The organism is Campylobacter sp. CFSAN093238 (assembly GCF_012898015.1).
GTDB lineage: Bacteria > Campylobacterota > Campylobacteria > Campylobacterales > Campylobacteraceae > Campylobacter_D > Campylobacter_D jejuni.
Map to the genome: position 1 here is coordinate 606049 of NZ_CP040611.1, position 21925 is coordinate 627973.

Sequence of the window (21925 nt, forward strand, 5' to 3'; positions counted from 1 at the left end):
TTTTCAAAAAAGGCATAATATGACTTTGGATTTTGATTTTATTTATAATGCAGATAATGATATTTTTGAATATTTATTGCGTTTTTATGCGAAAAATTATAACTACACCCTTAGTAAAGAAGAAAATACTTATCATTTTTCTATCGATGCAGATGAAGAAAATTTAAAGACTTTTTGTGATTCTTTGAATTTCATGAGTCATAGCGTTTTTTTGAAAAAATTTGATGTAAAAGCGGGGCAGGGTTTTAGCCCTTGTATACCAGAAGATAAAGAATTTTCGAAATTTTCTTATATTACTTATTTAAATTCTAATGCTTATCAAGAAAAAAAACTTTTAAACAAAAATGAATGGGGTGTGTTTTGTGAGTGTGAATTTTCAAGCAATTTATCAGAATTTGAAAAAATCAATGAAGAAAATTTCAATACTTTTTTAAATCTTGCTTTTGATTTGTTAAGTCAAGAAAAAAAGATTTATTTGAAAGATAAAAATGGCATTTATGAATTTTCTTTGTTTAAGAACGAATTTATAGGAGATTTTTTACTTCCTTGTGATATTAAAGCTATAAATTCAGTTTTTGTTTGTTCAAATGAAAATTTAAAACTTCTTGCAAGTTTGGAAAAACCTTTGATGAAGCTAAGGCTTAATGCCATATTTAGAAAAAATCACAATCTTGATTTTAATGATTTTAAAATCAGACTTGCTAGGGATTTGTTTTGTTTTGCTTTAGGTTTAAAACTTTTTGAAAATGAATATAAATTTTTAAGCGTAAAAAAGATAGAAGAATATCAAAAAGATTTTTATATCAGTGCTTTAGATGAGCAAGTGGTGGTTTTGGAAGGCTTTGAATTTATCAATGCTAAGGCAAGAGAGCTTATTTTTTCTAAAGAAGATAAAAATATGGCAAGAATTTCTTATCTTGTAAGCCGTTATAAAGAAAAGGCTTTTATTTTAGAGCTAAGTAAAGATGATGAAGATATTTTGCTTATCAACAAAGAGCTTAATTTGCTTAAACTTTGCTTACCAAAACACAGCAAAGAGCTTTATGAAGAGATCAAAAAAGATGAAATTGGTGCAAGGCTTTTAGAAAATTTTAGCAAGGAATTTCCTCTTTTAGATGAAAATTTTGAGCTTCAAAACAATTTTTATTCCTTGTTTGGCTTAGTAGGAAGAGTGCTAAATTTGGGTAAAAATTTACAAGAGAGTGTTAGCGAGCTTTTAAAAATCGCTGATGAGTCAAAAATGCCTCGTGGAGTAAAGATTGATTATCGTTTGAAAGAAGATAAAAGTTTTGATTATACAAGAACTTTAAGATCTGCTATGAGTTTTATGTTAGCAGGTGTGGATAGTGCTAATATCGCTTATGGAGCGGTTGAGAGTTTGGCTTATTTCTTGCGTGATACTTATGATGAATTAAGAGAGAAAAAGCAAAGCGACTTAGCGCTTATAAGCGGCTCTTTGTTTGAACATAAATCTTTACTTAAAAATACTTTAAAACATCTTAAAAATTGTCAGTTAAGCGATGTGCCACTTAGGATATAAGATCAAAATTTCAGGTCTAGTTCAAGGGGTGGGTTTTCGCCCCTTAGTTTATGAACTAGCTTTGAAATCAAAGCTTTTTGGAGAAGTAAGAAATGATGGTTTTGGGGTAGAAATCATCCTTGCTTGCACTCAAAAAGAATGTGAAAATTTCATAGAAAATTTAAAAAATCATCTCCCGCCTTTAGCAAGAATAGATCAGCTTATAATCACGCAAATTTCTATTTCAAACTATGAAAATTTTAGCATTACTCCTTCTTTAGAGAATACAAAAAGCACGCCTATGTTAAGCGATTTTGCGCTTTGTAAGGAGTGTAAAAAAGAATTTTTTGATGAAAAAAATCCACGCTTTTTGTATCCCTTTATCACTTGCACACATTGTGGGCCACGCTTTAGTATTATAAAAAGTCTTCCTTATGATAGAGCCCATACTTCCATGCAAGAATTATTGATGTGTGAGTTTTGTAAAAGCGAATACGAAGATCCTAAAAATAGGCGTTTTCATGCCCAGCCCATCAGTTGTCCTAAGTGTAAAATCAATGTTTTTCTTAAAAATCCAAAGGGTGAAATTTTAGCCAAAGATCAAGAAGCTTTTATACAAAGTGCGAAGTTTTTAAAGGAAGGTAAAATTTTAGCCATAAAAGGCATAGGTGGTTTTCATCTCATGTGTGATGCGTTTAATGAAGAAGCTTTAAAAACTCTAAGACTTAGAAAAAATCGCCCCAAAAAACCCTTTGCTTTGATGTGTAAAGATTTACAAAGTGCTAAAGAACTTGCCTTTATAGATGAAAAAGAAGAAGCTTTGCTTGGTGGGGTTTTAGCTCCTATTGTGATTTTAAAGGCAAAAAAAGCCTTTTCTTTAATCGCTCCTGATGTTGATAAAATCGGTATTATGTTAGCTTATACACCTTTACATCTTTTGCTTTTTGAGTATTTTAAAGGAAGCCTTGTAGCAACGAGTGCAAATTTAAGCGGAGAAAGTATTATTAAAGATGAGTTTAATTTGTGTAAAAAACTTGATAAAGTTTTTGATTTTTATTTGGATTATGATAGGGAAATTATCAATGCAAGTGATGACAGCATAGCTCAAGTGGTAAATGGCAAAACTATGTTTTTGCGTACTTCAAGGGGTTTAAATCCTTTTTATTTGGAAAGAAATTTTAACAAAAAAGGCACTTTTTTAGCTTTGGGTGCGGAACTTAAAAATGAATTTGTGATTTTTTATGAAAATAAACTTTTAATTTCTCCTTATATAGGGGATTTGAAAAGTCTTGATGTGCATGAGAGATTTTTTAAACTTTTAGAATTTTTTAAACAAAATTATGATTTGAAATTTGATGCGATTTTGTGCGATAAACACCCGCATTTTAGCTATGCAAAAGAATTTGAAGAAAGGATTAAAATTTCTCATCATTATGCGCATTTTTGTGCGGCTTATTTTGAATACGAAGAAAATTTTGCAAAAGATGAAAAGGCTTTAGCTTTTATTTGTGATGGAACAGGTTATGGCGAAGATGGTAAAATTTGGGGTGGAGAAGTTTTTGTAGGAAATTTAAAAGAATATGAAAGAATTGCACATTTTGAAAATTTCACTCTTATAAATAGTGATATTAAAAATATACAAAATTTAGCCTTAAGTCTTATTTTTCATTATGATTTAGAAGATAAGGCTAAGGATTTTTTAGCAAAAATTCCAAAAATTAAACTTAAAAATCTTAAAAAAATTTATTCTCATTCTAACTTACAAACAAGTTCTTTAGGACGCATTATCGATGCTTTTGGAAGTATTGTTTTTAACTTAGAAAAAAGTTCTTATGAAGCTCAAGTTGGCTTAATGTGTGAAGCTTTTTATGATAAAAATCTTGATTTTTCTTATAAGCTTTTTGTAGAAAAAGGGCAGGTTAATTTTAAAAATTTAATCCTAGGGGCTTTGCAAGATGAAAAAACTAAGGCGATTACAGGTATGTTTAATGCCTTGGCAAATTTTATCATAGATTTTAGCAAAGATTATGATTTAAAAGTGCTTTTAAGCGGAGGGGTTTTTCAAAACAAAACCTTGCTTGAAATTTTAAAAGCTAAAAATTTTGATTTTTTTATACCTTTAAAGTACCCTTGTAATGATAGCTCCATAGCCTTAGGACAAATGGTGCATTTTTTAAATTTAGAAAAATAAAGCAAATATTCTAAAAACTCATAATTTTTTAATGCTTTTAAGGTTAAAATGAAACAAAAAATATAGAAGGAAAGAAAATGTGTAAAGATTGCGGCTGCTCTATAAATTCAAGCCATACGCATGGTCATCATCACGACCACCATCATGAAAATCCAAGTTTAAAAGAAAGCAAAACCATAGAAGTGATTTCTAAAATTTTAAGCAAAAATGATGAAGAAGCTAAGCACAATAGAGCGCATTTTAATGAAGCTAACACGCTTTGTATTAATTTAATGAGTTCTCCAGGTAGTGGAAAAACCACGCTTTTAGAAAGCACGATTAAGGCTTTGAAAAATGAACTTAAAATTGCTGTGATTGAAGGGGATTTAGAAACCAATAATGACGCTCTAAGGGTAAAAAATGCCGGAGCTTTGGCGTATCAAATCACTACAGGACAAAGCTGTCATTTGGACGCTTTTATGGTGCATGAGGCTTTGCATCATTTAGCCATTGATGATGTGGATTTGCTTTTTATAGAAAATGTTGGAAATTTGGTTTGTCCTGCAAGTTATGATTTAGGAGAGCATTTAAATGTGGTTTTGCTTTCTGTTACCGAAGGAAGCGATAAACCGCAAAAATATCCTGTGATGTTTAAAAAGGCTGATATAGTTTTAATCACAAAGGTAGATTTGGCCCATCATTTTGATTTCGATATTAAAGAGGCGACTAGGTTGATTAAAGAATTAAATCCTAGAGCAGATATTATCACCCTTGATGCAAAAAATGGCACCAATATGGAGCTTTGGTATAAGGTGCTTAAACTTAAAAAGGAGCTTTTTTAATGTGTTTGTCTATACCTTCTGAAATTTTAGAAATCGATGAGTTAAACAATGCTTTAGTACAAACTTTAGGCGTGAAAAGAAAAGTTAATTTGGATTTGATTGATGAACCTTTAAAACAAGGCGATTATGTATTAATCCATGTAGGCGTTGCTATGGAAAAAATCGACAAAGAAGCTGCACTAGAAAGCATTAAAACCTATCAAGAAATAGTAGAAAAAATGAATAGTGGAGAGATAAAAAGTGATGAGGGAGATTTGGGTTTAAATGAATTTCATCGATGAATTTAGAGATAAAGAAAGCATTTTAGCTTTAAAAAAACTCATAGAACAAGAACTTAAAAATCCTATTAATATCATGGAAATTTGCGGTGGGCATACGCATAGTATCATGAAATATGCTTTGCCTTCTATTTTGCCAAAGGAAATTAACTTTATCCATGGGCCAGGATGTCCTGTTTGTGTTATGCCAAGAGTTCGCATTGATACAGCTATCAAGTTAGCCTCCATGAAAGATACGATTTTTTGTACTTTAGGGGATCTTTTAAGGGTGCCTGGAAGTGAAATTTCTTTACTGGATTTAAGAGCTAAAGGGGCTGATGTTAGAGCGCTTTATTCTCCGCTTGAGGTTTTGGAAATTGCTAAGCAAAATTTAAACAAAAATATCATCTTTTTTGCTATAGGTTTTGAAACTACTACGCCTATGAGTGCTTTACTTCTTCAAAAGGTTATAGAAGAAAAAATAAATAATGTCTTTTTTCATATCAATCATATCACAGTTCCAGCACCTGTAGAAGCGATCATGAATGATGAAAATGTAAAAATCAATGCTTTTTTAGGTCCTTCTCATGTGAGTGTGATAACAGGTTATGGTATTTATGAGCCTTTAGCAGCAAAATTTAAAACCCCTATAGCGGTGAGTGGTTTTGAGCCAGTTGATATTTTAGAAAGTGTGTTAAATATCATAAAACAAAGCAATGAAGGCACTTTTAAAGTGTATAATCAATACAAAAGAGCCGTAAGCAAAGAAGGCAATGTTAAAGCACAAAATTTAGTAAAAAAATACTTTAGGGTGTGTGATTTTGAATTTCGTGGCTTAGGACTTATTAAAGATGGAGGCTTGGAGTTAAAAGAAGAATTTAGCGCTTACGATGCGAGTAAAAAATTTGATTGTACGGTGCAAAGTAAAAATGAAAGCAAAGCCTGTATTTGTGGGCAAATTTTAAGAGGTTTGGCCAAGCCTTATGATTGTAAAGTTTTTGGCAAGGCTTGTACGCCAAGAAGTCCTATAGGAAGTTGTATGGTTTCTGGCGAGGGTGCTTGTGCGGCGTATTATAAATACTCAAAGGTGAATGCATGAAAAATATTTCCTTAGCCCACGGAGGCGGTGGAGAAGAGATGAATGAGCTTTTAACTAAGCTTTTTAAGATCTTTGATAATGAAATTTTAAACGCAAATAATGATGCAGCGATTTTGGGAAATTTGGCTTTAAGCACGGATTCTTTTGTTTTAAGTCCGATTTTTTTAGATGAAGAGGTTAATATAGGTAAACTTTGTGTTTGTGGTTCTATTAATGATGTTTTGATGGTGGGTGCTAAGCCAAAATATCTAAGCTTAGGGCTTATCTTAGAAGAAGGTTTTGAGCTAGAAAAATTAGAACGTATTTTAAAAAGCATTAAAGAAGAATGTGAAAAATGTGGAGTTATGTTAGTTTGTGGCGATACTAAAGTTGTTCCTAAGGGTAAAGCAGATGAAATTTATATCAACACTACAGCCTTAGGTGAAATTATTTCTAAAAAAGAAAGTAAAAATATCAAAGCAGGGCTTAGCATACTTCTTTCAGGCGATATAGGAAGGCATGGAGCTAGTGTTTTAATCAAAAGAAATGAGCTAGAAGCTGATATTAAAAGTGATTGCAAGGCTTTGAATAAAGAGGTTTTAGAGCTTTTAGAAAAAGATATAAAGGTTGTAGCAATGAGAGATGCTACTCGCGGGGGGCTTAGTGCGGTTTTAAATGAGTGGGCAAAGCAAAGTGGAAATGATCTTTTGATCTTTGAAGAAAAAATCATCGTTCAAGATGAGGTTTTAGGACTTTGCGAGCTTTTTGGTTATGAAGCCTATGAGCTTGCAAATGAAGGCACTTTTATACTTTGTGTGGAAAAAGAAGATGGGTTAAAAGCCTTGGAAATTCTAAAAAAATACAATGTAAATGCGAGTATTATAGGAGAAGTTTTAGAAGAGAAAAAAGCACGCGTGATCTTACAAAACGCTTATGGAGCAAAACGCTTTTTAGAAAGCCCTAAAGGCGAACTTTTACCAAGAATTTGCTAATGCACGAATTAAGTATAGTAGAATCTTTAATCGAACTTTGTGAAGAAAATGCCTTAAACAATAAGGCTTGTAATGTGCAAGAAATTTATGTAAAAATCGGGCGTTTAAGCGGTATAGAAGTGGATCTTTTTAAGCGTTGTTTTGAAACTTTTAAAGAAAACTCAAATATTTGCAAAAATGCTAAACTTTTTATAGAGCTTGCTCCGCTTGAAATTTTATGCTTAAAATGCGATCAAACAAGTATTTTAGAAGAAAATGTTTTTAAGTGTCCTAAATGTCAAAGTATAGAATATAAAATCATACAAGGTGAGGACTTACATCTTATGCGACTTGTGATGAAATAATATATTTGGCGTTTTTGTTACAATAGTAAATATTTTATCGATATTATTATTTTAATATTTAACAACCAAGCTAAAAAAATCATAAATTTTGAAATTTTATCTAAAAATGCAAAAACTAAAAAAATATATTTTTAAATTTATTTTAAATAAAATTTAAAAATATTATAAAAATATTGATAATATTTCATACAAATTTATTCTTATTTAAGATATTTTAATTTAAACTAAAAATTTAAACCAAAATTTTAATAATAATTTAAGTATAATTATTATATAGTCTTCACTATTTTCTTATTATAGTTTTATATTATTTTTAAATATAAACAAGAAAATATAAATATAAAAGGAAAGGGAATATTTATGAATAAAACTGCATTAACTAAAACATACACAAAAGATATACAAAATTCCTGTTTAAATTCTAAAAAGATAGTTTTATCTTTAGCTGCTATTTCTTTTTCGGCAAGTTGTACTCATGCTACACTTACTCCTGAAATAGAAACTTACGAAGAGGCAAATAGACATGCTAAAGCTAGGTCAGGTTCTCGTTCTAAAAGTTCGACTAATGAGACTATAAATAATTTACAAACTTCAACTAAAACTATAAGTAGCACCGGCAATACTCTAGTTATAGAAAGTGGTGGAACTATTACTATTTCTAATGGTGGGCAACAAGCGGTCAATTTCACTCAAGATTCTTCAACTTCTACCTTTTTAAATCAAGGAACTCTTATAGGTGGAAACAATACTGCTAGTGTTCAACTAGGAGCAAATGGAAATAACGGTGTTACCATAGAAACCTTTAATAATCAAGGCATCATAGGCAATGGTTCTTCTAAATTTGGAGTAACAGTTTGGGGGGGGGGTAAAGATAACCCTAAATCTATAATCAATAATTTTAGTAATAGTGGAACTATTCACTCTAATGCTGGTGAAAGTATTTATTTTGGTAACGCCAATATATCAAGTTTTGTTAATAGTGGGACTATTAAGAGTAAACAAGATGCAGGAGTAAATATATCTCAAGGAACAAGTATAGAGAATTTTAACAATACCGGAACTATTGAAGGCAAGAGAATAGGTGTAAATGTTCGTTCAACAATAAATACCTTCGTCAATAACGGTTTAATTGCTGCAACGAACGATGGAATACAGATAAATGCTAATGTAAAAACATTAATAAATAAGGGAACCATAAAAGGACATGCTACATCTATAAGATCATTAGGTGGAACTATAGAAACATTGACCAATGAAGGCATTATGGATGGTAAAAGTGCTGGTATTTACATGAGCGGAGGTCGTGTTAAAACTCTTATAAATAAAGGTACCATTAATCATACAGACAGTTCGGTAGGTTGGGGTGCTGGTATAAAACTCGAAAATGGTGGTACCATAGAAAATATCATCAACACAGGAACTGTCAATTCTGCTGGTTTTGGAATATCTGTAACTCATGGTAAATTTGGAACACTTACCATAAAAAATGGAGGTATAGTTTATGGCAAATACGTGGGAATAGGAGTGGGTCAATGGCAAACTCTAGGAGATTTATATATAGATGGAAGTTCAAATAATGGCAGAGTAAGTGGAATTTATAGTGATCAACGTGGAATTTCATTAGATGCTGGCTCACGAACTCAAAAAATAGAACTTAAAAATGGCGGCATTATAAAAGGTAAGATCCATGGTATAAGATTGGATAATGGTGCCTCTTTAAGTGGAGAAATGATTTTATCTGGCGAAGGTTCTAGGGTAGAAGGTGGAAGTGGTGCTGGTATATTGAATCGAAGTGGAAAAATAGAAGGCTCTATAACCATAAAAGATGGAGCAACTGTTACGGCTACTTCGAATCGAGCCATAGCTAACTCTCGCTCAGGAAGTATAACAGGTGGTATTACTGTTAGTGGGAAAAACACTAAACTTCAAGGAAATATAATCAATATAGGTAATGCTTCTATAGGTAGTGATATCAAGATAGAAGATGGAGCTAAGGTAGAAGGTGGTCTTGTTAATCAAGATAATGGAAGTATCTCAGGAAGTGTTCAAGTAAGTGGTGGTAGTAGTATTGATTCCATTACCAATGAGGGTAATGGAGCTATTTCTGGTTCAATTACTGTAGATAAAGATAGTAAACTTGATTCTATCACTAACACTTCTACATCATCTACAGGTATAAGTGGTTCTATTACTAACAATAGTGATAATAAGCTTGAAATTTCTAATTCAGGTAATATCGGTGGTAAGATTGAAAGTACAGGTAGTGCTGATATGGTGATTAGCAATAGTAATGGTGGAACTATTAGTGGCGGTATTAGTTCTTCAGGAAGTGGAAGCACTAGTATTTCCAATTCACAAGGCTCAACCATAAATAACGGCATCACTGTTTCAGGATCAGCACAAGTTGAAATCTCCAATCAAGGCTCAGTAGGTAAAGATGAAAATGGTAATACAGTAACTAACAATGGTAGTGGTAGTGTTGGAATCAAAGATTGGCTTGTTTCTACAGATAAAAACACAGGTAAATTAAACACTGTGGTTATAGGTGGAAGTAGAGCTTTTAATGTAAAAGTAGAAAACATCACCGTAGATCAAAGCAATGTTGATCTTGAAGAGCTAAACGATATAAACAACATCATCTCAGGTGTTAATCAAAACAATATTGGCAATATAGGAACCAATGGAAGTGGAGAAATATCTTTAAGCTATGATCCAATAACAGGAAAGCTTACTACAGATTTTAATCTTAATGCTTCCATATCAGGTGCAACCTTTAGATCTTTAATCTCTACTACTTCAAGAAGATCAACCTTTATAGATAATGTTATGGGTAATTCTATGCAAAGCTTTGCTTTAGCTTCTTCAAGTAAATCTCAAAGCATCGCTATGTCTGAAAAGGGTAATTTATATGCAGATGCAAGTGATTATATAAAGAGTGATTTAAATAATGGAAGCTATGGTTCTAATAAAGAACATTCTTTATTCATCCTTCCTTATACTTCTTCACAGAATGTTGAACTTTCTTTAAATGAAGAAAGTAAAGGACACACTAAAGGAACCATTATAGGTTATTCTACTTTAAAAGACAGTGGAATATATGGTGTGTATGCAGGTTATGAAGATACAAAAATGGGTTCAACTTATTTTGATATTAATAATAGAACCTATTATGCAGGTTTAAAATACTTTAATACCTTATTTACTACAGAAAAAGGTCAAGAAGTTTATATCAAAGCTCAAGGTAAAGCTGCTTTGATTAAAAATGATTTAACTGAAAAAATAGGAAATAATGAAGCTAAAGCTGAACCTAATTCTTATGCTTATGGAGTCAATACAGCCTTAGGTATGAATTTTATTTCTAATAAAGATATATTCTCTCCTGAAATAGGTCTTGCTTATGAAGGAGGTTATACTGAAGCTTTTTCTATGAAAGACACCATAGGACAAGCAACAGTTAAAGGTGGAGAAAGAACCTATGCAAACTATTTAAATCTTTTCTCTACTAAAACAAGTCTTACTTGGTTTAGAGATTGGTTGCCTAATTTAAAAACTTCAGTAGAACTTGGAGCTAAGTTTAATATCAATCCTAAAGTAGAAGCTGAGGCTAGATTTGGTAATATAAAAGTAAGTGATGAGTTTGATTTACCAAGAGTACAAAAATTTGTAAGCACTTCTTTTATCGTTCCTGTTAATGAAGCTTTCTATTTTAGTTTAAACTATAATGGAATGTTTGATAAAGATGGCAATACCCATACAGGATTTGCTCAGTTTAATTATCTTTGGTAATCTTATAAAAGATAATACTTAGTTTAATTAGTTTACTCTCCTACTTGTTAAAAATTTCATCCTGATAATTTTAAAATTATTAGGATGGATGTTTTTAAGGTTATTAAACTCTTTTTAGATTGCAATCATTCTTTTAAAGTATTTTAAAAACTCAACAAAGATTATAACAATACAATCATTTTAAATTATTTTAATACGATTAAAAAGAAGTGAAGAGGATTGAAGAGTAAAAATTAATTTTTTAAAATCCTTGCAAGTTTAAGTAAATTTGAAATCAAAAATTCTTTTTTTACGAGTTTAGGATTGGTTTTAAGTTCGTATTCGCTTTTAAGCAAAAGAGTGAAAATTTCTTTATATTGTTCGATTTTTAAACTAAAGGCTTGAGAGCTTAAATTTTGTCCCACTTGAGGGGGTGGAGTGTAGCCTAAAAGCTCTTTAAAATCAATTTTACCATTGATTTTAGCATAAAGTGCAATTTTAAATAAACGATAAAAAGAGTTATATAAAGAGTTGATTAAAGCAATTTCATTAAAATTATCTAAAATTTTTTCAAGTTCGCTTTTAAAGTCTTGTTTTTTTAAAATTTTATCAAAAAAGCTTTCAAAACTTCCTGTATTTAAACTATAGCAGTATTGTTCTATGGTTTTTTCATCTACTCTTAAACCACTAAATTTATTAAGCTCACTCGCAGCAAGATACAAGTTTTCATCAAAACTTGTAAAAAGAGTAAATAAAGCATTTTGAGTGATTTCAACCCTTAGTTGTTTTGCTTTTATGCTTAAAAGCTCCACGCCTTCTTTAGCTCCGTTAGCTTTAAAAAATCTTACAAAATGAGGAGAGAAAATTTTTTCTATGTCGCTTTGTTTAGAACTTTCATCATAAAGCTCTAAAAGAAAGAAATTGTCCGCATTGTTTTTACAAAGTTCGACTAAAATTTTAAGATCTTTTATTGGAATTTTTTTAGAAGTTTTAATTTCTAGTAATTTTTTTTCGCTAAAAAGCGATCCTGTGCTTAAAAAATCACTTGCATGAGTGAAGTTGTATTCTTCAAAAAAAAGTTTTAAAGTTTCATCGGGCTTATATTTTTCTTTTATAAATTCAGCATAAAGTTCGCTTTGAAAATTATCTGCTCCATAAAGAAAGAAAAAATTAGGTATTGAATCTTTAGAAAGCAGGGTTTGGAGCTCTTTTCTATACATTTTCTTCCTTTATAAGTCTTTGGGTGATTTTAGCATAAATTTTTGCCATAACTATATCCGCTTCCATGATTTGCACTTCAACATTTTCTAGTAAATTCGCATGCGTATCATAAAGGATTATATCCGCTCCTTTGATTTCATCATCTAGTTTAGCTATGCAAACTCCGTCATTTTGCACAACTAAAGCTTTAAATTTTTTGCCTATATTTTTAGCTGCCCATCTAGCAAATTTTCTATCCATAAAATCAAAAGCAACCTTATCCGCCTCTCTTTCAAGTGTGCTAAGATTCTCGCAAGTGCTTTCTATGTTTAAAAGTAGATAATTAAAAAGTTTTTCATCGTTTTTTTGTTTGGCTTTTAAAAGTCTGTGTAAAATAAGATCAGAATACCTTCTTATAGGGCTTGTAAAATGTGAGTATTTATCAAAACCTAAGCCAAAATGCCCCGCATTTACGCTAGAGTATTCCGCTTTTTTTTGTGCTTTGATGATGAGTTTATCTACTTCTGCTCTTAAATTTAATTCATCAGCTAAAGCTTGTATGTCGCGTATGAGCTCAGGAAGATTGGGTTTAAAATTTACATCGATTCCGAGTTCGCGTAATTCATTTAAAAGCTTATCGATTTTTCTTGTATCAGCACTTAAGTGATTTCTAAAAACGCCTATATCTATGAGTTTTGCTGCGGCTTTATTGGCTAAAAGCATACAATCTTCGATCAAATTATGCGAAGGCGTGTCTTTTTCAAAAACTGTGCTTTTTAGACTTAAATTTTCATCTAAATTCATTCTTAATTCTTCGGTGCGAAATTCAAAGGCATTTTTAAGACGCATTTTGCGTAAATTTTTTGTGATTTCAAAAAGCTCATAAAGCCATGAAAGTTCTTTTAAATCAGGTTTTTGTACCAAAATTTCATCAACTTCATCGTAATTAAAACGGCGTTTTGAGTTGATAATACCTTCAAAAAGTTCTTCTTTGATGACTTTATTTTCATGATCGAGTGTGATTTTAAAACAATACGCTAAGCGATCTAAATGAGGTTTTAAAGAACAGATATTTTCACTTAAAGGATGCGGTAACATAGGTATAGCAATGTGCGGAAAATAAATAGAAAATCCACGATTTCTTGCTTCTTTATCTATAGCACTATAAGCATAAACATATTCGCTAACATCAGCAATAGCTACATAAATTTCTCGTTTTTGAGTGTCAAAATAAATCGCATCATCAAAATCTTTTGCATGTATAGGATCTATAGTGCAAAAAGGCAAGGCTCTTAAATCCATGCGATTTTCATACATACTCGCATCAACACTATCGCCGTTTGCTAGGGCTTCTTTGATACAAGCGTCGCTAAATTCGTTGTTTTTATTGAAAAGGGCTAAAGAGATTTTTTCATCTATACTTTCATCATCAATATGCCCTAAAACTTCTATGATATTGTTATTTTCATTTTCTATTTTTAAAACTGTTCCTAAAGGTAGTGCTTTTAAGGATTTTTGAGAAGCTTTTAAGGCGATGCTTAATCCTGTTTTGATATTCATTCCAAGTACGGCTTCGCCATACCTTTTGGTGATCACTAAAGAGGTTTCATTGGCTCTTTTTAGAACCAAAATCACCTTTGCACTGGGGCGTTTTTTCTTTAAAGGTAGAAGTTTTACTGCAACTATATCTTTATAGTTTGCACCTTTTAGGTTTTTGTTTTCTATCAAAAGATCTTTTTTAAAACTTTCATCAAAGCATTGTAAAAAACCTGTACCTTTGCTCGAAATATCAAGCACCCCAAAGGCAAAACCATTGTTAAGATAGTATTTGTTTTTGTGTTCTTTAATGATATGATTGGCTAAAAGCTCTCTTAAAATTTGTTTAAATTCATTGCTTACTTCGTGAGAGCTAATGCCATAACTAAGACTGTTTAAAAATTCTTTCACTTTTAATACTTTATGATTTTTTGTAAAATTCTTACATAAAGTTTATAAAAAAAATATGAAATTTATACTTTAATTGTTATAATAATACCTTTAATTTTTGAATTTTTAAGGAGTGAATATGGCTATTACAGTATATTATGATAAAGATTGTGATTTAAATTTAATCAAATCAAAAAAAGTAGCAATTATAGGTTTTGGCTCTCAAGGACACGCTCATGCGATGAATTTAAGGGATAATGGCGTAAATGTAACTATCGGACTTCGCGAAGGTAGTGTAAGTGCTGTTAAAGCAAAAAATGCTGGTTTTGAAGTAATGAGTGTAAGTGAAGCTTCTAAGATAGCGGATGTGATTATGATTTTAGCTCCTGATGAAATTCAAGCAGATATTTTTAATGTCGAAATAAAACCAAATTTAAGTGAAGGTAAGGCTATAGCTTTTGCACACGGTTTTAATATCCACTATGGTCAAATTGTTGTTCCAAAAGGTGTAGATGTTATCATGATAGCACCTAAAGCACCAGGACATACAGTAAGAAATGAATTTACTTTAGGTGGTGGAACTCCTTGCTTGATAGCTATTCATCAAGATGAAAGTAAAAATGCTAAAAATTTAGCTTTAAGTTATGCAAGCGCGATTGGGGGTGGACGTACAGGTATTATAGAAACAACCTTTAAAGCCGAAACAGAAACAGATCTTTTTGGTGAGCAAGCTGTGCTTTGTGGTGGACTTAGTGCTTTGATTCAAGCAGGTTTTGAAACTTTGGTTGAAGCAGGTTATGAACCTGAAATGGCTTATTTTGAGTGTTTGCATGAAATGAAACTCATTGTGGATTTGATTTATCAAGGTGGTATTGCAGATATGCGTTATTCTATTTCAAATACTGCAGAATACGGCGATTACATCACAGGGCCAAAGATTATCACTGAAGAGACTAAAAAAGCGATGAAAGGTGTTTTAAAAGATATACAAAATGGTGTTTTTGCAAAAGATTTTATCTTAGAACGCCGTGCAGGTTTTGCTAGAATGCATGCAGAACGCAAAAATATGAATGATTCTTTGATAGAAAAAACAGGACGCAATTTGCGTGCTATGATGCCTTGGATCAGTGCTAAAAAATTAGTAGATAAAGATAAGAACTAAACATTGTCAAAGAAAAAATTAGTTCAAATTCAGCGTTATTTAATCATAGCTATACTTTTTTTACTTTGCATAGCTTTAGCTTTGGGAATTTTAGTAAAATATCAAAATTCCCAAGATGTTTCTTCTGTTAAGCCGGATTATTTTATTGATAAGCAAGAAGATTTAATTTCATTAAATAAAGATCATTATGAAATTGGTATTTTTCAAGAGAATGAGTTTGATAATAATAAATCTGTAAGTATTTTAGAGCAAAAAATTCAAGAAATTGATGATTTAAACACAAGTTTAAATGAGCAAAATTTAAGCAGTGTGGAGCAGAATTTAAGTTTAGAGCAAAATCAGAGTTTAGAACAAAATTTTATTCTAAAAGATACAAATTTAACCCAAGATCAAAATTTAACTTTTAATGAAGATATTCATTTAAATAAAATTTCTAAAAAACCAAAACTTGCTATTATTATCGATGATATGGCAAATGCAAGTCAGGTTAGAGGTTTAAAAGCTTTAAATTTAAAGTTAAATCCTTCTTTTTTTCCGCCAGATAAAAACCATAGCGAAACGCCAAAACTTGCTTTAAAATTTGATTTTTATATGGTGCATTTACCTTTAGCAGCGATTAATTACAATAAACCTGAGCTTGATACTTTAAATCCAAATGATAGCAAAGAAAGAATTTTTAAAAAAATCAAGCAAATTAAAAAAGATTTTAAGGATTTAAGATACATCAATAATCACACGGGAAGTTTATTTACAAGCAATGAAGAAGCTATGAGAAAGCTTTATGAGGTTTTAAAAAATCAAAATATATTTTTTGTAGATTCTAAAACTATAGGAAATTCTAAAGCAAATAAAATAGCCAAAGAGTTAAATGTTCCTTATATACAAAGAGATGTGTTTTTGGATAATGAAGATGATGTTAATTATGTTAAAAAACAACTTGAAAGTGCGGTAAAACTTACACAAAAAAAAGGTTTTGTTATAGCCATAGGACATCCTAGAAAAAATACTTTTAAAGCTTTAGAGCAAAGTAAAGATTTGTTAAAAAGCGTTGATCTTGTGTATTTGAGTGAAATTTATGGCAAGTGAAATTTTGCCTGATGAATTTTTAGAGCTTTTTCAAGATTTAAAAAAGCCTCCTAAAAAATTACACTATAAAGGAAATTTATCTTTATTAAAACAAGATAAAATCGCTATTATAGGTTCAAGGCGTATGAGTGTTTATACGAAAAATTGTGTTTTTTCCTTAGCGAGTATGCTTAAAAATGCTCATCTTTGCGTGGTAAGTGGCGGTGCTTTGGGTGTGGATATCACCGCAAGTATGGCAGCTATGCCAAATACTATAGGTATTTTTGCCAATGGTTTAGATCAAATTTATCCAAGAACTAATGAAAAAATCATTAAACAAATTTATGAAAATGCTTTAGCTTTAAGTGAATACGAAGATGATTATTTGCCAAAAAATTATGATTTTTTACTAAGAAATCGTTTGGTTATTGCTTTAAGTAAGGCCGTTGTGGTTGCACAAGCAGATATAAAAAGTGGTTCTATGCAGAGTGCAAAACTTGCTTTAGAACTCAATAAACCTTTATATGTTTTACCACAAAGACTAGAAGAAAGCACAGGAACTAATTTTCTTTTAAAGGAAAATAAAGCAAAGTTAATTTGTGATTTTAAAGAATTTGTAAGTGAGTTTGCAAGTATAGATATAAATCAAGATGAGTTTTTAGAGTTTTGTAAAAAAGGTGTGAGTGTTGATGAGGCTTTAAAAATTTATGGACAAAAAGTTTATGAATATGAACTTGAGGGAAAAATTTCCATAGAAGGGCTTTTTATAAGGGTTTTAGCATGAGAGCTTTGGCTTTAGATGTAGGTTTAAAACGCATAGGTGTAGCGCTTTGCATAGATAAAAAGATCGCTTTGCCTTTAGATGCAGTTTTAAGAAAAAATCGCAATCAAGCCGCTAATGAAATCAAAAATTTACTTAAAATACATGAGATTTCTTTACTCATTGTAGGCATTCCTAAGGGTGGATCAAGTGAAGAAGAAATGACAAGACGCATTAAGCATTTTGTTTCTTTGCTTGAATTTGATAAAGAAATTTGCTTTGTAGATGAAAGCGGAACAAGCAAAGAAGCTTTAGGATACGGCGTAGCCAATACACGCAAAAAAGATGGTAAATTAGACTCCTTATCCGCTTTTATCATGATAAAGGATTATTTTGCTCTCTAGAATAGAAAAACTTTATACCAAAGATGAAATGCAAAATATTTTATCTTCTTTTACTCAAGAAAAAAATGTTTGTGTATTTGCAAATACTTTAAAAATTAGCATTGAAGAATTAGAAAAAGAATTTTTAAAACAAAAATTAAAATTTAAAAAGATCAATGCTTATTGTTATTTGTTTGATGCCAAAGATAAGGCTATCTTAAGTTCTATGAAAGCTTTTAATGAGGCGCACTTTTATATACAAAATTATTCTTCTTATTTGTGTGCTTTAAATTTAGAAGTCAAAGCAGGGCAAAGGGTTCTTGATATGTGTGCAGCTCCGGGTGGTAAAAGTATCAATCTTGCAAATTTTATGCAAAATACAGGTTATTTAGCTTGCAATGAGATGAGTAGGGATAGATTTTTTATTTTGCAAAAAAATCTTAAAAATTACGGCGTGAATGCTAAAGTTTTTATGAAAGATGGTAAAAATATAGGCAATTTATGTCCTTTAAAATTTGATAAAATCTTACTTGATGCACCTTGTTCGACTTTTGCTAAAATAGGTTTTGATTTGGAAAAAAGTTATAAAGAAATCAAAAATATTGCAAAAACTCAAAAAAAACTTCTACATTCTGCTTTAAAGGCATTAAAAATAGGTGGAGAGCTTGTATATAGTACTTGCACCTTTACCAAAGAAGAAAATGAAGAAGTGATAGAGAATGCTTTAAAAAGTGAGTTTAAATTAGAGCTTTTAGATATTGATTTGGAAAATGTTGAGGCTAAAGCAGGGCAAAGTGAAGAATTTGCTGAAATTTCAAAATGCAGACGGATTTTACCAAGCTTAGACTATGATGGATTTTTCATAGCTAAACTTAGGAAATTATGTTAATTAATAAAATTATTCACATTTAAATACAAATTCATAAAAAAACTTAAAAAACAATAAATAATTTTTTCTTTATTTTAAAGCTTAAAGTTCTATTTTTAAGTACTTTGAAAAGAAAATCACAGCGTGAAAAGGCTGTGAATAAAGTTGAATTTTTTTTAACCTTAAAAAGATGAAATTAGTCTGATTGTATTTTTTGCAGTTTTGGAGCTATTACAGCTTGACAATATCCTTGATCGGGATTATTTATAAAATAATGTTGATGATAGTTTTCAGCTTTATAGTAAGTTTGCAATCTTGAAATTTTAGTAACTATTTTTTTACTAAATATTTTTTGCTGTTCTTCAATGAAATTTTGAGCTAAAATTTTATCTTCTTCATTTTCGTAAAATATTATTGAGCGATATTGTATGCCAATATCTTCACCTTGTTTATCTATACTTGTTGGATCATGAATTTTAAAAAAGAGTATTAGGATTTCAAGAAGAGAGATTTGTTTTTCATCGTAATTTATTTTGACAACTTCTATGTTACCATCACCATTACACACGCTTTCATAGCTAGGATTTGGTTTTCCTCCGCTATATCCAACTTCAGTATTGATTACACCTTTTAGACGTTCAAATACGGCTTCAATACACCAAAAACAACCACCACCTAAAATGATATTTTTCATTGCGAGTTTTCCTTAAGCTTAGCCCTTTGAAAGGGCTAAGCTTATTTATAGTTTTTGATTGCTTTTTCTAAAATTTCAATTGCGGCTTTTTCATCTTTGAAGTCTTGCACTTTAACCCATTTATTTGGTTCTAAAATTTTATAAGTTTCAAAGAAGTTTTTGATTTTATTCAAAGTTGCCTGTGGTAAGTCTGTATAAGTTTTTATATTATCATATCTCGCATCTATTTTTGAATTTGGAACTGCAAGAAGTTTTTCGTCCATTCCACTTTCATCTTCCATGATTAAAACACCGATTAAGCGGCAAGGAATCACAGCTCCAGCTTGGATAGGATATTCATTAAGCACTAAAATATCTACAGGATCACCATCATCAGCCAAAGTATTAGCAATAAAACCATAGTTTGCTGGGTAAAACATCGCGCTAGCCATAACGCGATCTACCATGATAGCACCGCTATCTTTATCGATTTCGTATTTTATATTTGAGCCATATGGAATTTCAATTACGGCATTGATTTTATTTGGAATATCTCCGATTTTGATTTTGTTTAAATTCATTTTTTCTCCTTATATACTTTGAATTTTTTTAATCAGTTCTTTCATGTCTGCAACGATAGGTTCGATAGCGCGCTCTCCATCGATAATAAAATGAAGTTTTTTCTTTTGATAAAAATCTAAAATTTCATTTAAAGGTTCTGTATAAACTTTCATTCTATTGTAAAACACTTCTTCATTATCATCTGCGCCACGATTTCTGCCTAAAACTCTTTCTTTAGCAACTTCTTCGCTTACTCTTACTTCTATGACGCCTTTAAGACAAATTTCATTTTGCTCACTTAAAACCTTATCAAATTCCATCATTTGCTCTACGCTTCTTGGATAGCCATCGATGATGATAGTTTTAGTTGGAGCAGCTTTTAGAGCACAAACTATAGTATTTATAACAACATCTAAAGGAACAAGATTGCCTTTGGAGATAAAACTATCTATAGTTTTTCCAAGCTCGCTCCCACTTGCTACTTCAGCTCTTAAAAGATCTCCTGTTGAATAGTGTGTAATATTTGTCGCATCTGCTTGTGCGATTAAACTAGCATCGGTAGTTTTTCCACTACCTGGTGCACCTATGATTAAAAACAATTCTTTCATTTTATATTCTCCCTTAATTTGATTCCTAATTCTCTCATTGCTTCATTGCTAGCAGGCGATGGTGCATCTGTCATTAAGCATTGCGCTCTTTGGGTTTTTGGAAAGGCTATAACCTCTCTTATGTTGTTTGCTCCTGTAACTAGCATGATGAGTCTATCAAGTCCTATAGCGATACCTCCATGTGGTGGAGCACCAAAACTTAAAGCATCAAGCAAGAAGCCAAATTTTTCTTTTTGTTGTTCTTCATCGATATTTAAAAGTTTAAATACTTTTTGTTGAATATCATTTTTATGGATTCTTATACTACCTCCACCTAGCTCAACGCCATTTAACACTACATCATAAGCAATAGATGAAATTTCTTCTAAATCAGTCTCATTAATATTTTTTGGCATGGTAAAAGGATGGTGCATCGCAGAATAACTTCCGTCATCATTTTGCTCAAACATAGGAAAATCAACAACCCATAAGAATTCCAAGGTATTTGGATCTATAAGTTTTAACTCGTTGGCTAAGAAAATTCTAAATCTTCCCATATAATCAAGCACGGTTTTTTTAGCTCCTGCACCGAAAAATACCACATCTCCTACTTCAAGCTCACAGCGTTTGCTTAGCTCATTTAAATCTTCTTCGCTAAAGAATTTACAAAGTGGACCTTTAAGCCCATCTTTTTTAACTTGTATGAAAGCTAAGCCTTGGGCGCCAAATTTACGCACAAATTCTTCAAATCTTTGCATTTGTCTTTTTGAAAAAATAGTATCGCCTTTTGGAACGCGTATGGCTTTGATGCGATTTTTCTTTGTATCTTTGGCAATATTTGCAAAAATTTCATTATTTGACTTAGTGAAAATATCAATCACATCAATAAATTTAAGATCAAATCTTAAATCCGGCTTATCAGAGCCATAATTTTCCATAGCGTCTTTGTATTGCATTTGTCTAAAAGGGGTTTGAATTTCTTTGCCGCAAGCTTTGAAAATATCTTTTAAAAAAGTTTCAGCTACCTTGATCACATCTTTTTGTTCGCAAAAGCTCATTTCAACATCAATTTGTGTGAATTCAGGTTGGCGATCAGCTCTTAAATCTTCATCTCTAAAACATTTTGCAATTTGAAAATAACGATCAAAACCGCTACACATTAAAAGTTGTTTGAAAAGCTGAGGGCTTTGTGGAAGAGCATAAAATTCACCCTGATGCACACGAGAAGGCACGAGATAATCTCTTGCGCCTTCGGGAGTAGCTTTGGTAAGAATAGGGGTTTCAACTTCTAAAAATCCCATATTTGCCAAAGAATTTCTAGCTGCTATACAAGCTTTAGAACGCAAGGCAAAATTTTCATAAAGTTTAGGATTTCTTAAATCTAAAAAGCGATATTTTAAGCGTAATTCTTCATTTACACTTTCATCAGCGATAGCAAAAGGAGGTACGGCACTTTCATTTTCTATGGTAAGTTTAGAAACAACTACTTCGATTTCTCCTGTTTTTAACTTAGGATTTACAAGTCCTTCGCCACGCGGACGAATAGTACCTTCTGTAATAAGTACAAATTCATTTCTTGCATTGGAAGCGATTTCATGAGCTTCTTTACTATCATTTGGATCGCAAACAAGTTGGATAATACCGCTTCTATCTCTTAAATCTATAAAAATAACTCCACCATGATCGCGGTAGCTATTTACCCAACCGCAAAGTTTAACGCTTTGACCAACATGGGAAATTCCCAAGTCTGTATTATAATGACTTCGCAAATTT

General features: G+C 31.2%; 19 protein-coding genes. 13 read left to right on the forward strand and 6 right to left on the reverse strand.

The features are described from left to right. Positions 1-19: 19 nt before the first annotated feature. From FBF21_RS03265 to FBF21_RS03300, 8 genes are all read left to right on the forward strand, one after another. Entirely contained in the window at positions 20-1540 is a 1521-nt protein-coding gene (locus tag FBF21_RS03265) for a hypothetical protein (protein WP_002898531.1), read from the forward strand. Next, positions 1521-3710: a carbamoyltransferase HypF gene (gene hypF / locus FBF21_RS03270; RefSeq protein WP_002918135.1), complete on the forward strand. Its 2190-nt coding sequence runs from the start codon at positions 1521-1523 to the stop codon at positions 3708-3710. Before FBF21_RS03265 ends, hypF begins: the two co-directional genes overlap by 20 nt. A 77-nt stretch (positions 3711-3787) precedes the next feature. Continuing rightward, a complete protein-coding gene (gene hypB, locus FBF21_RS03275; protein ID WP_002871811.1) occupies positions 3788-4531 on the forward strand; it encodes a hydrogenase nickel incorporation protein HypB in 744 nt (247 codons plus the stop codon). After that, complete coding sequence (locus FBF21_RS03280; RefSeq protein ID WP_002776342.1) at positions 4531-4812, forward strand: HypC/HybG/HupF family hydrogenase formation chaperone; 282 nt, start codon at positions 4531-4533, stop codon at positions 4810-4812. The genes hypB and FBF21_RS03280 overlap by 1 nt, the downstream gene beginning before the upstream one ends. Further along, a complete protein-coding gene (gene hypD / locus FBF21_RS03285) occupies positions 4796-5887 on the forward strand; it encodes a hydrogenase formation protein HypD (protein ID WP_002776343.1) in 1092 nt (363 codons plus the stop codon). The genes FBF21_RS03280 and hypD overlap by 17 nt, the downstream gene beginning before the upstream one ends. Next, the gene (gene hypE, locus FBF21_RS03290) at positions 5884-6858 is read left to right on the forward strand and encodes a hydrogenase expression/formation protein HypE (RefSeq protein ID WP_072227162.1); all 975 of its coding nucleotides are present in this window, start codon (positions 5884-5886) and stop codon (positions 6856-6858) included. Before hypD ends, hypE begins: the two co-directional genes overlap by 4 nt. Further along, complete coding sequence (gene hypA / locus FBF21_RS03295; RefSeq protein ID WP_002826529.1) at positions 6858-7202, forward strand: hydrogenase maturation nickel metallochaperone HypA; 345 nt, start codon at positions 6858-6860, stop codon at positions 7200-7202. Before hypE ends, hypA begins: the two co-directional genes overlap by 1 nt. Positions 7203-7562: 360 nt before the next feature. Next, positions 7563-10988 (forward strand): autotransporter outer membrane beta-barrel domain-containing protein, encoded by a 3426-nt coding sequence (locus tag FBF21_RS03300; protein WP_168985440.1) that lies wholly within the window; start codon positions 7563-7565, stop codon positions 10986-10988. Between the two features lie 233 nt (positions 10989-11221). On the opposite strand, the gene holA is transcribed toward FBF21_RS03300, so the two are convergent. After that, entirely contained in the window at positions 11222-12187 is a 966-nt protein-coding gene (gene holA, locus FBF21_RS03305) for a DNA polymerase III subunit delta (RefSeq protein ID WP_002852363.1), read from the reverse strand. Next, complete coding sequence (locus tag FBF21_RS03310; protein ID WP_165433003.1) at positions 12180-14114, reverse strand: ribonuclease R family protein; 1935 nt, start codon at positions 14112-14114, stop codon at positions 12180-12182. Before FBF21_RS03310 ends, holA begins: the two co-directional genes overlap by 8 nt. Positions 14115-14232: 118 nt before the next feature. On the opposite strand from FBF21_RS03310, the gene ilvC reads away from it, so the two are divergent. The 5 genes from ilvC to FBF21_RS03335 are packed head-to-tail and all read left to right on the forward strand — an operon-like array spanning position 14233 to position 18352. Then, complete coding sequence (gene ilvC / locus FBF21_RS03315; protein WP_002852218.1) at positions 14233-15255, forward strand: ketol-acid reductoisomerase; 1023 nt, start codon at positions 14233-14235, stop codon at positions 15253-15255. Between the two features lie 3 nt (positions 15256-15258). Continuing rightward, positions 15259-16341 (forward strand): divergent polysaccharide deacetylase family protein, encoded by a 1083-nt coding sequence (locus FBF21_RS03320; RefSeq protein ID WP_002859983.1) that lies wholly within the window; start codon positions 15259-15261, stop codon positions 16339-16341. After that, a complete protein-coding gene (locus FBF21_RS03325; RefSeq protein WP_002859984.1) occupies positions 16331-17104 on the forward strand; it encodes a DNA-processing protein DprA in 774 nt (257 codons plus the stop codon). The genes FBF21_RS03320 and FBF21_RS03325 overlap by 11 nt, the downstream gene beginning before the upstream one ends. Beyond that, the gene (gene ruvX / locus FBF21_RS03330; protein WP_002852281.1) at positions 17101-17484 is read left to right on the forward strand and encodes a Holliday junction resolvase RuvX; all 384 of its coding nucleotides are present in this window, start codon (positions 17101-17103) and stop codon (positions 17482-17484) included. Before FBF21_RS03325 ends, ruvX begins: the two co-directional genes overlap by 4 nt. A gap of 28 nt (positions 17485-17512) precedes the next feature. After that, positions 17513-18352: an RsmB/NOP family class I SAM-dependent RNA methyltransferase gene (locus tag FBF21_RS03335; protein WP_002866496.1), complete on the forward strand. Its 840-nt coding sequence runs from the start codon at positions 17513-17515 to the stop codon at positions 18350-18352. Positions 18353-18527: 175 nt separating this feature from the next. Here FBF21_RS03335 and msrA read toward each other — a convergent pair whose 3' ends face one another. Genes msrA through aspS form a run of 4 tightly spaced genes read right to left on the reverse strand, consistent with a single transcriptional unit; the run spans position 18528 to position 21921 of the window. Further along, positions 18528-19025: a peptide-methionine (S)-S-oxide reductase MsrA gene (gene msrA, locus FBF21_RS03340; RefSeq protein WP_002852283.1), complete on the reverse strand. Its 498-nt coding sequence runs from the start codon at positions 19023-19025 to the stop codon at positions 18528-18530. Positions 19026-19066: 41 nt separating this feature from the next. Further along, on the reverse strand, positions 19067-19585 hold the full coding sequence (gene ppa, locus FBF21_RS03345; protein WP_002867724.1) for an inorganic diphosphatase: 519 nt from the start codon (positions 19583-19585) through the stop codon (positions 19067-19069). A 9-nt stretch (positions 19586-19594) separates the two neighbouring features. After that, on the reverse strand, positions 19595-20173 hold the full coding sequence (locus FBF21_RS03350) for an adenylate kinase (RefSeq protein ID WP_002859580.1): 579 nt from the start codon (positions 20171-20173) through the stop codon (positions 19595-19597). Continuing rightward, positions 20170-21921, reverse strand: a complete 1752-nt coding sequence (aspS, locus tag FBF21_RS03355) for an aspartate--tRNA ligase (protein WP_002908827.1) — start codon at positions 21919-21921, stop codon at positions 20170-20172. The genes FBF21_RS03350 and aspS overlap by 4 nt, the downstream gene beginning before the upstream one ends. Between the last annotated feature and the right edge of the window lie 4 nt (positions 21922-21925).

Excerpts from the sequence above, each read along its gene's own strand:
- hypA (WP_002826529.1), top strand. The coding sequence starts at position 6,858 with ATGCACGAATTAAGTATAGTAGAATCTTTAATCGAACTTTGTGAAGAA.
- hypB (WP_002871811.1), top strand. The coding sequence starts at position 3,788 with ATGTGTAAAGATTGCGGCTGCTCTATAAATTCAAGCCATACGCATGGT.
- msrA (WP_002852283.1), bottom strand. The coding sequence starts at position 19,025 with ATGAAAAATATCATTTTAGGTGGTGGTTGTTTTTGGTGTATTGAAGCC.
- FBF21_RS03300 (WP_168985440.1), top strand. The coding sequence starts at position 7,563 with ATGAATAAAACTGCATTAACTAAAACATACACAAAAGATATACAAAAT.
- ppa (WP_002867724.1), bottom strand. The coding sequence starts at position 19,585 with ATGAATTTAAACAAAATCAAAATCGGAGATATTCCAAATAAAATCAAT.
- FBF21_RS03280 (WP_002776342.1), top strand. The coding sequence starts at position 4,531 with ATGTGTTTGTCTATACCTTCTGAAATTTTAGAAATCGATGAGTTAAAC.
- FBF21_RS03335 (WP_002866496.1), top strand. The coding sequence starts at position 17,513 with ATGCAAAATATTTTATCTTCTTTTACTCAAGAAAAAAATGTTTGTGTA.
- FBF21_RS03325 (WP_002859984.1), top strand. The coding sequence starts at position 16,331 with ATGGCAAGTGAAATTTTGCCTGATGAATTTTTAGAGCTTTTTCAAGAT.
- holA (WP_002852363.1), bottom strand. The coding sequence starts at position 12,187 with ATGTATAGAAAAGAGCTCCAAACCCTGCTTTCTAAAGATTCAATACCT.
- ruvX (WP_002852281.1), top strand. The coding sequence starts at position 17,101 with ATGAGAGCTTTGGCTTTAGATGTAGGTTTAAAACGCATAGGTGTAGCG.
- ilvC (WP_002852218.1), top strand. The coding sequence starts at position 14,233 with ATGGCTATTACAGTATATTATGATAAAGATTGTGATTTAAATTTAATC.
- FBF21_RS03265 (WP_002898531.1), top strand. The coding sequence starts at position 20 with ATGACTTTGGATTTTGATTTTATTTATAATGCAGATAATGATATTTTT.
- hypD (WP_002776343.1), top strand. The coding sequence starts at position 4,796 with ATGAATTTCATCGATGAATTTAGAGATAAAGAAAGCATTTTAGCTTTA.
- FBF21_RS03350 (WP_002859580.1), bottom strand. The coding sequence starts at position 20,173 with ATGAAAGAATTGTTTTTAATCATAGGTGCACCAGGTAGTGGAAAAACT.
- hypE (WP_072227162.1), top strand. The coding sequence starts at position 5,884 with ATGAAAAATATTTCCTTAGCCCACGGAGGCGGTGGAGAAGAGATGAAT.
- hypF (WP_002918135.1), top strand. The coding sequence starts at position 1,521 with ATGTGCCACTTAGGATATAAGATCAAAATTTCAGGTCTAGTTCAAGGG.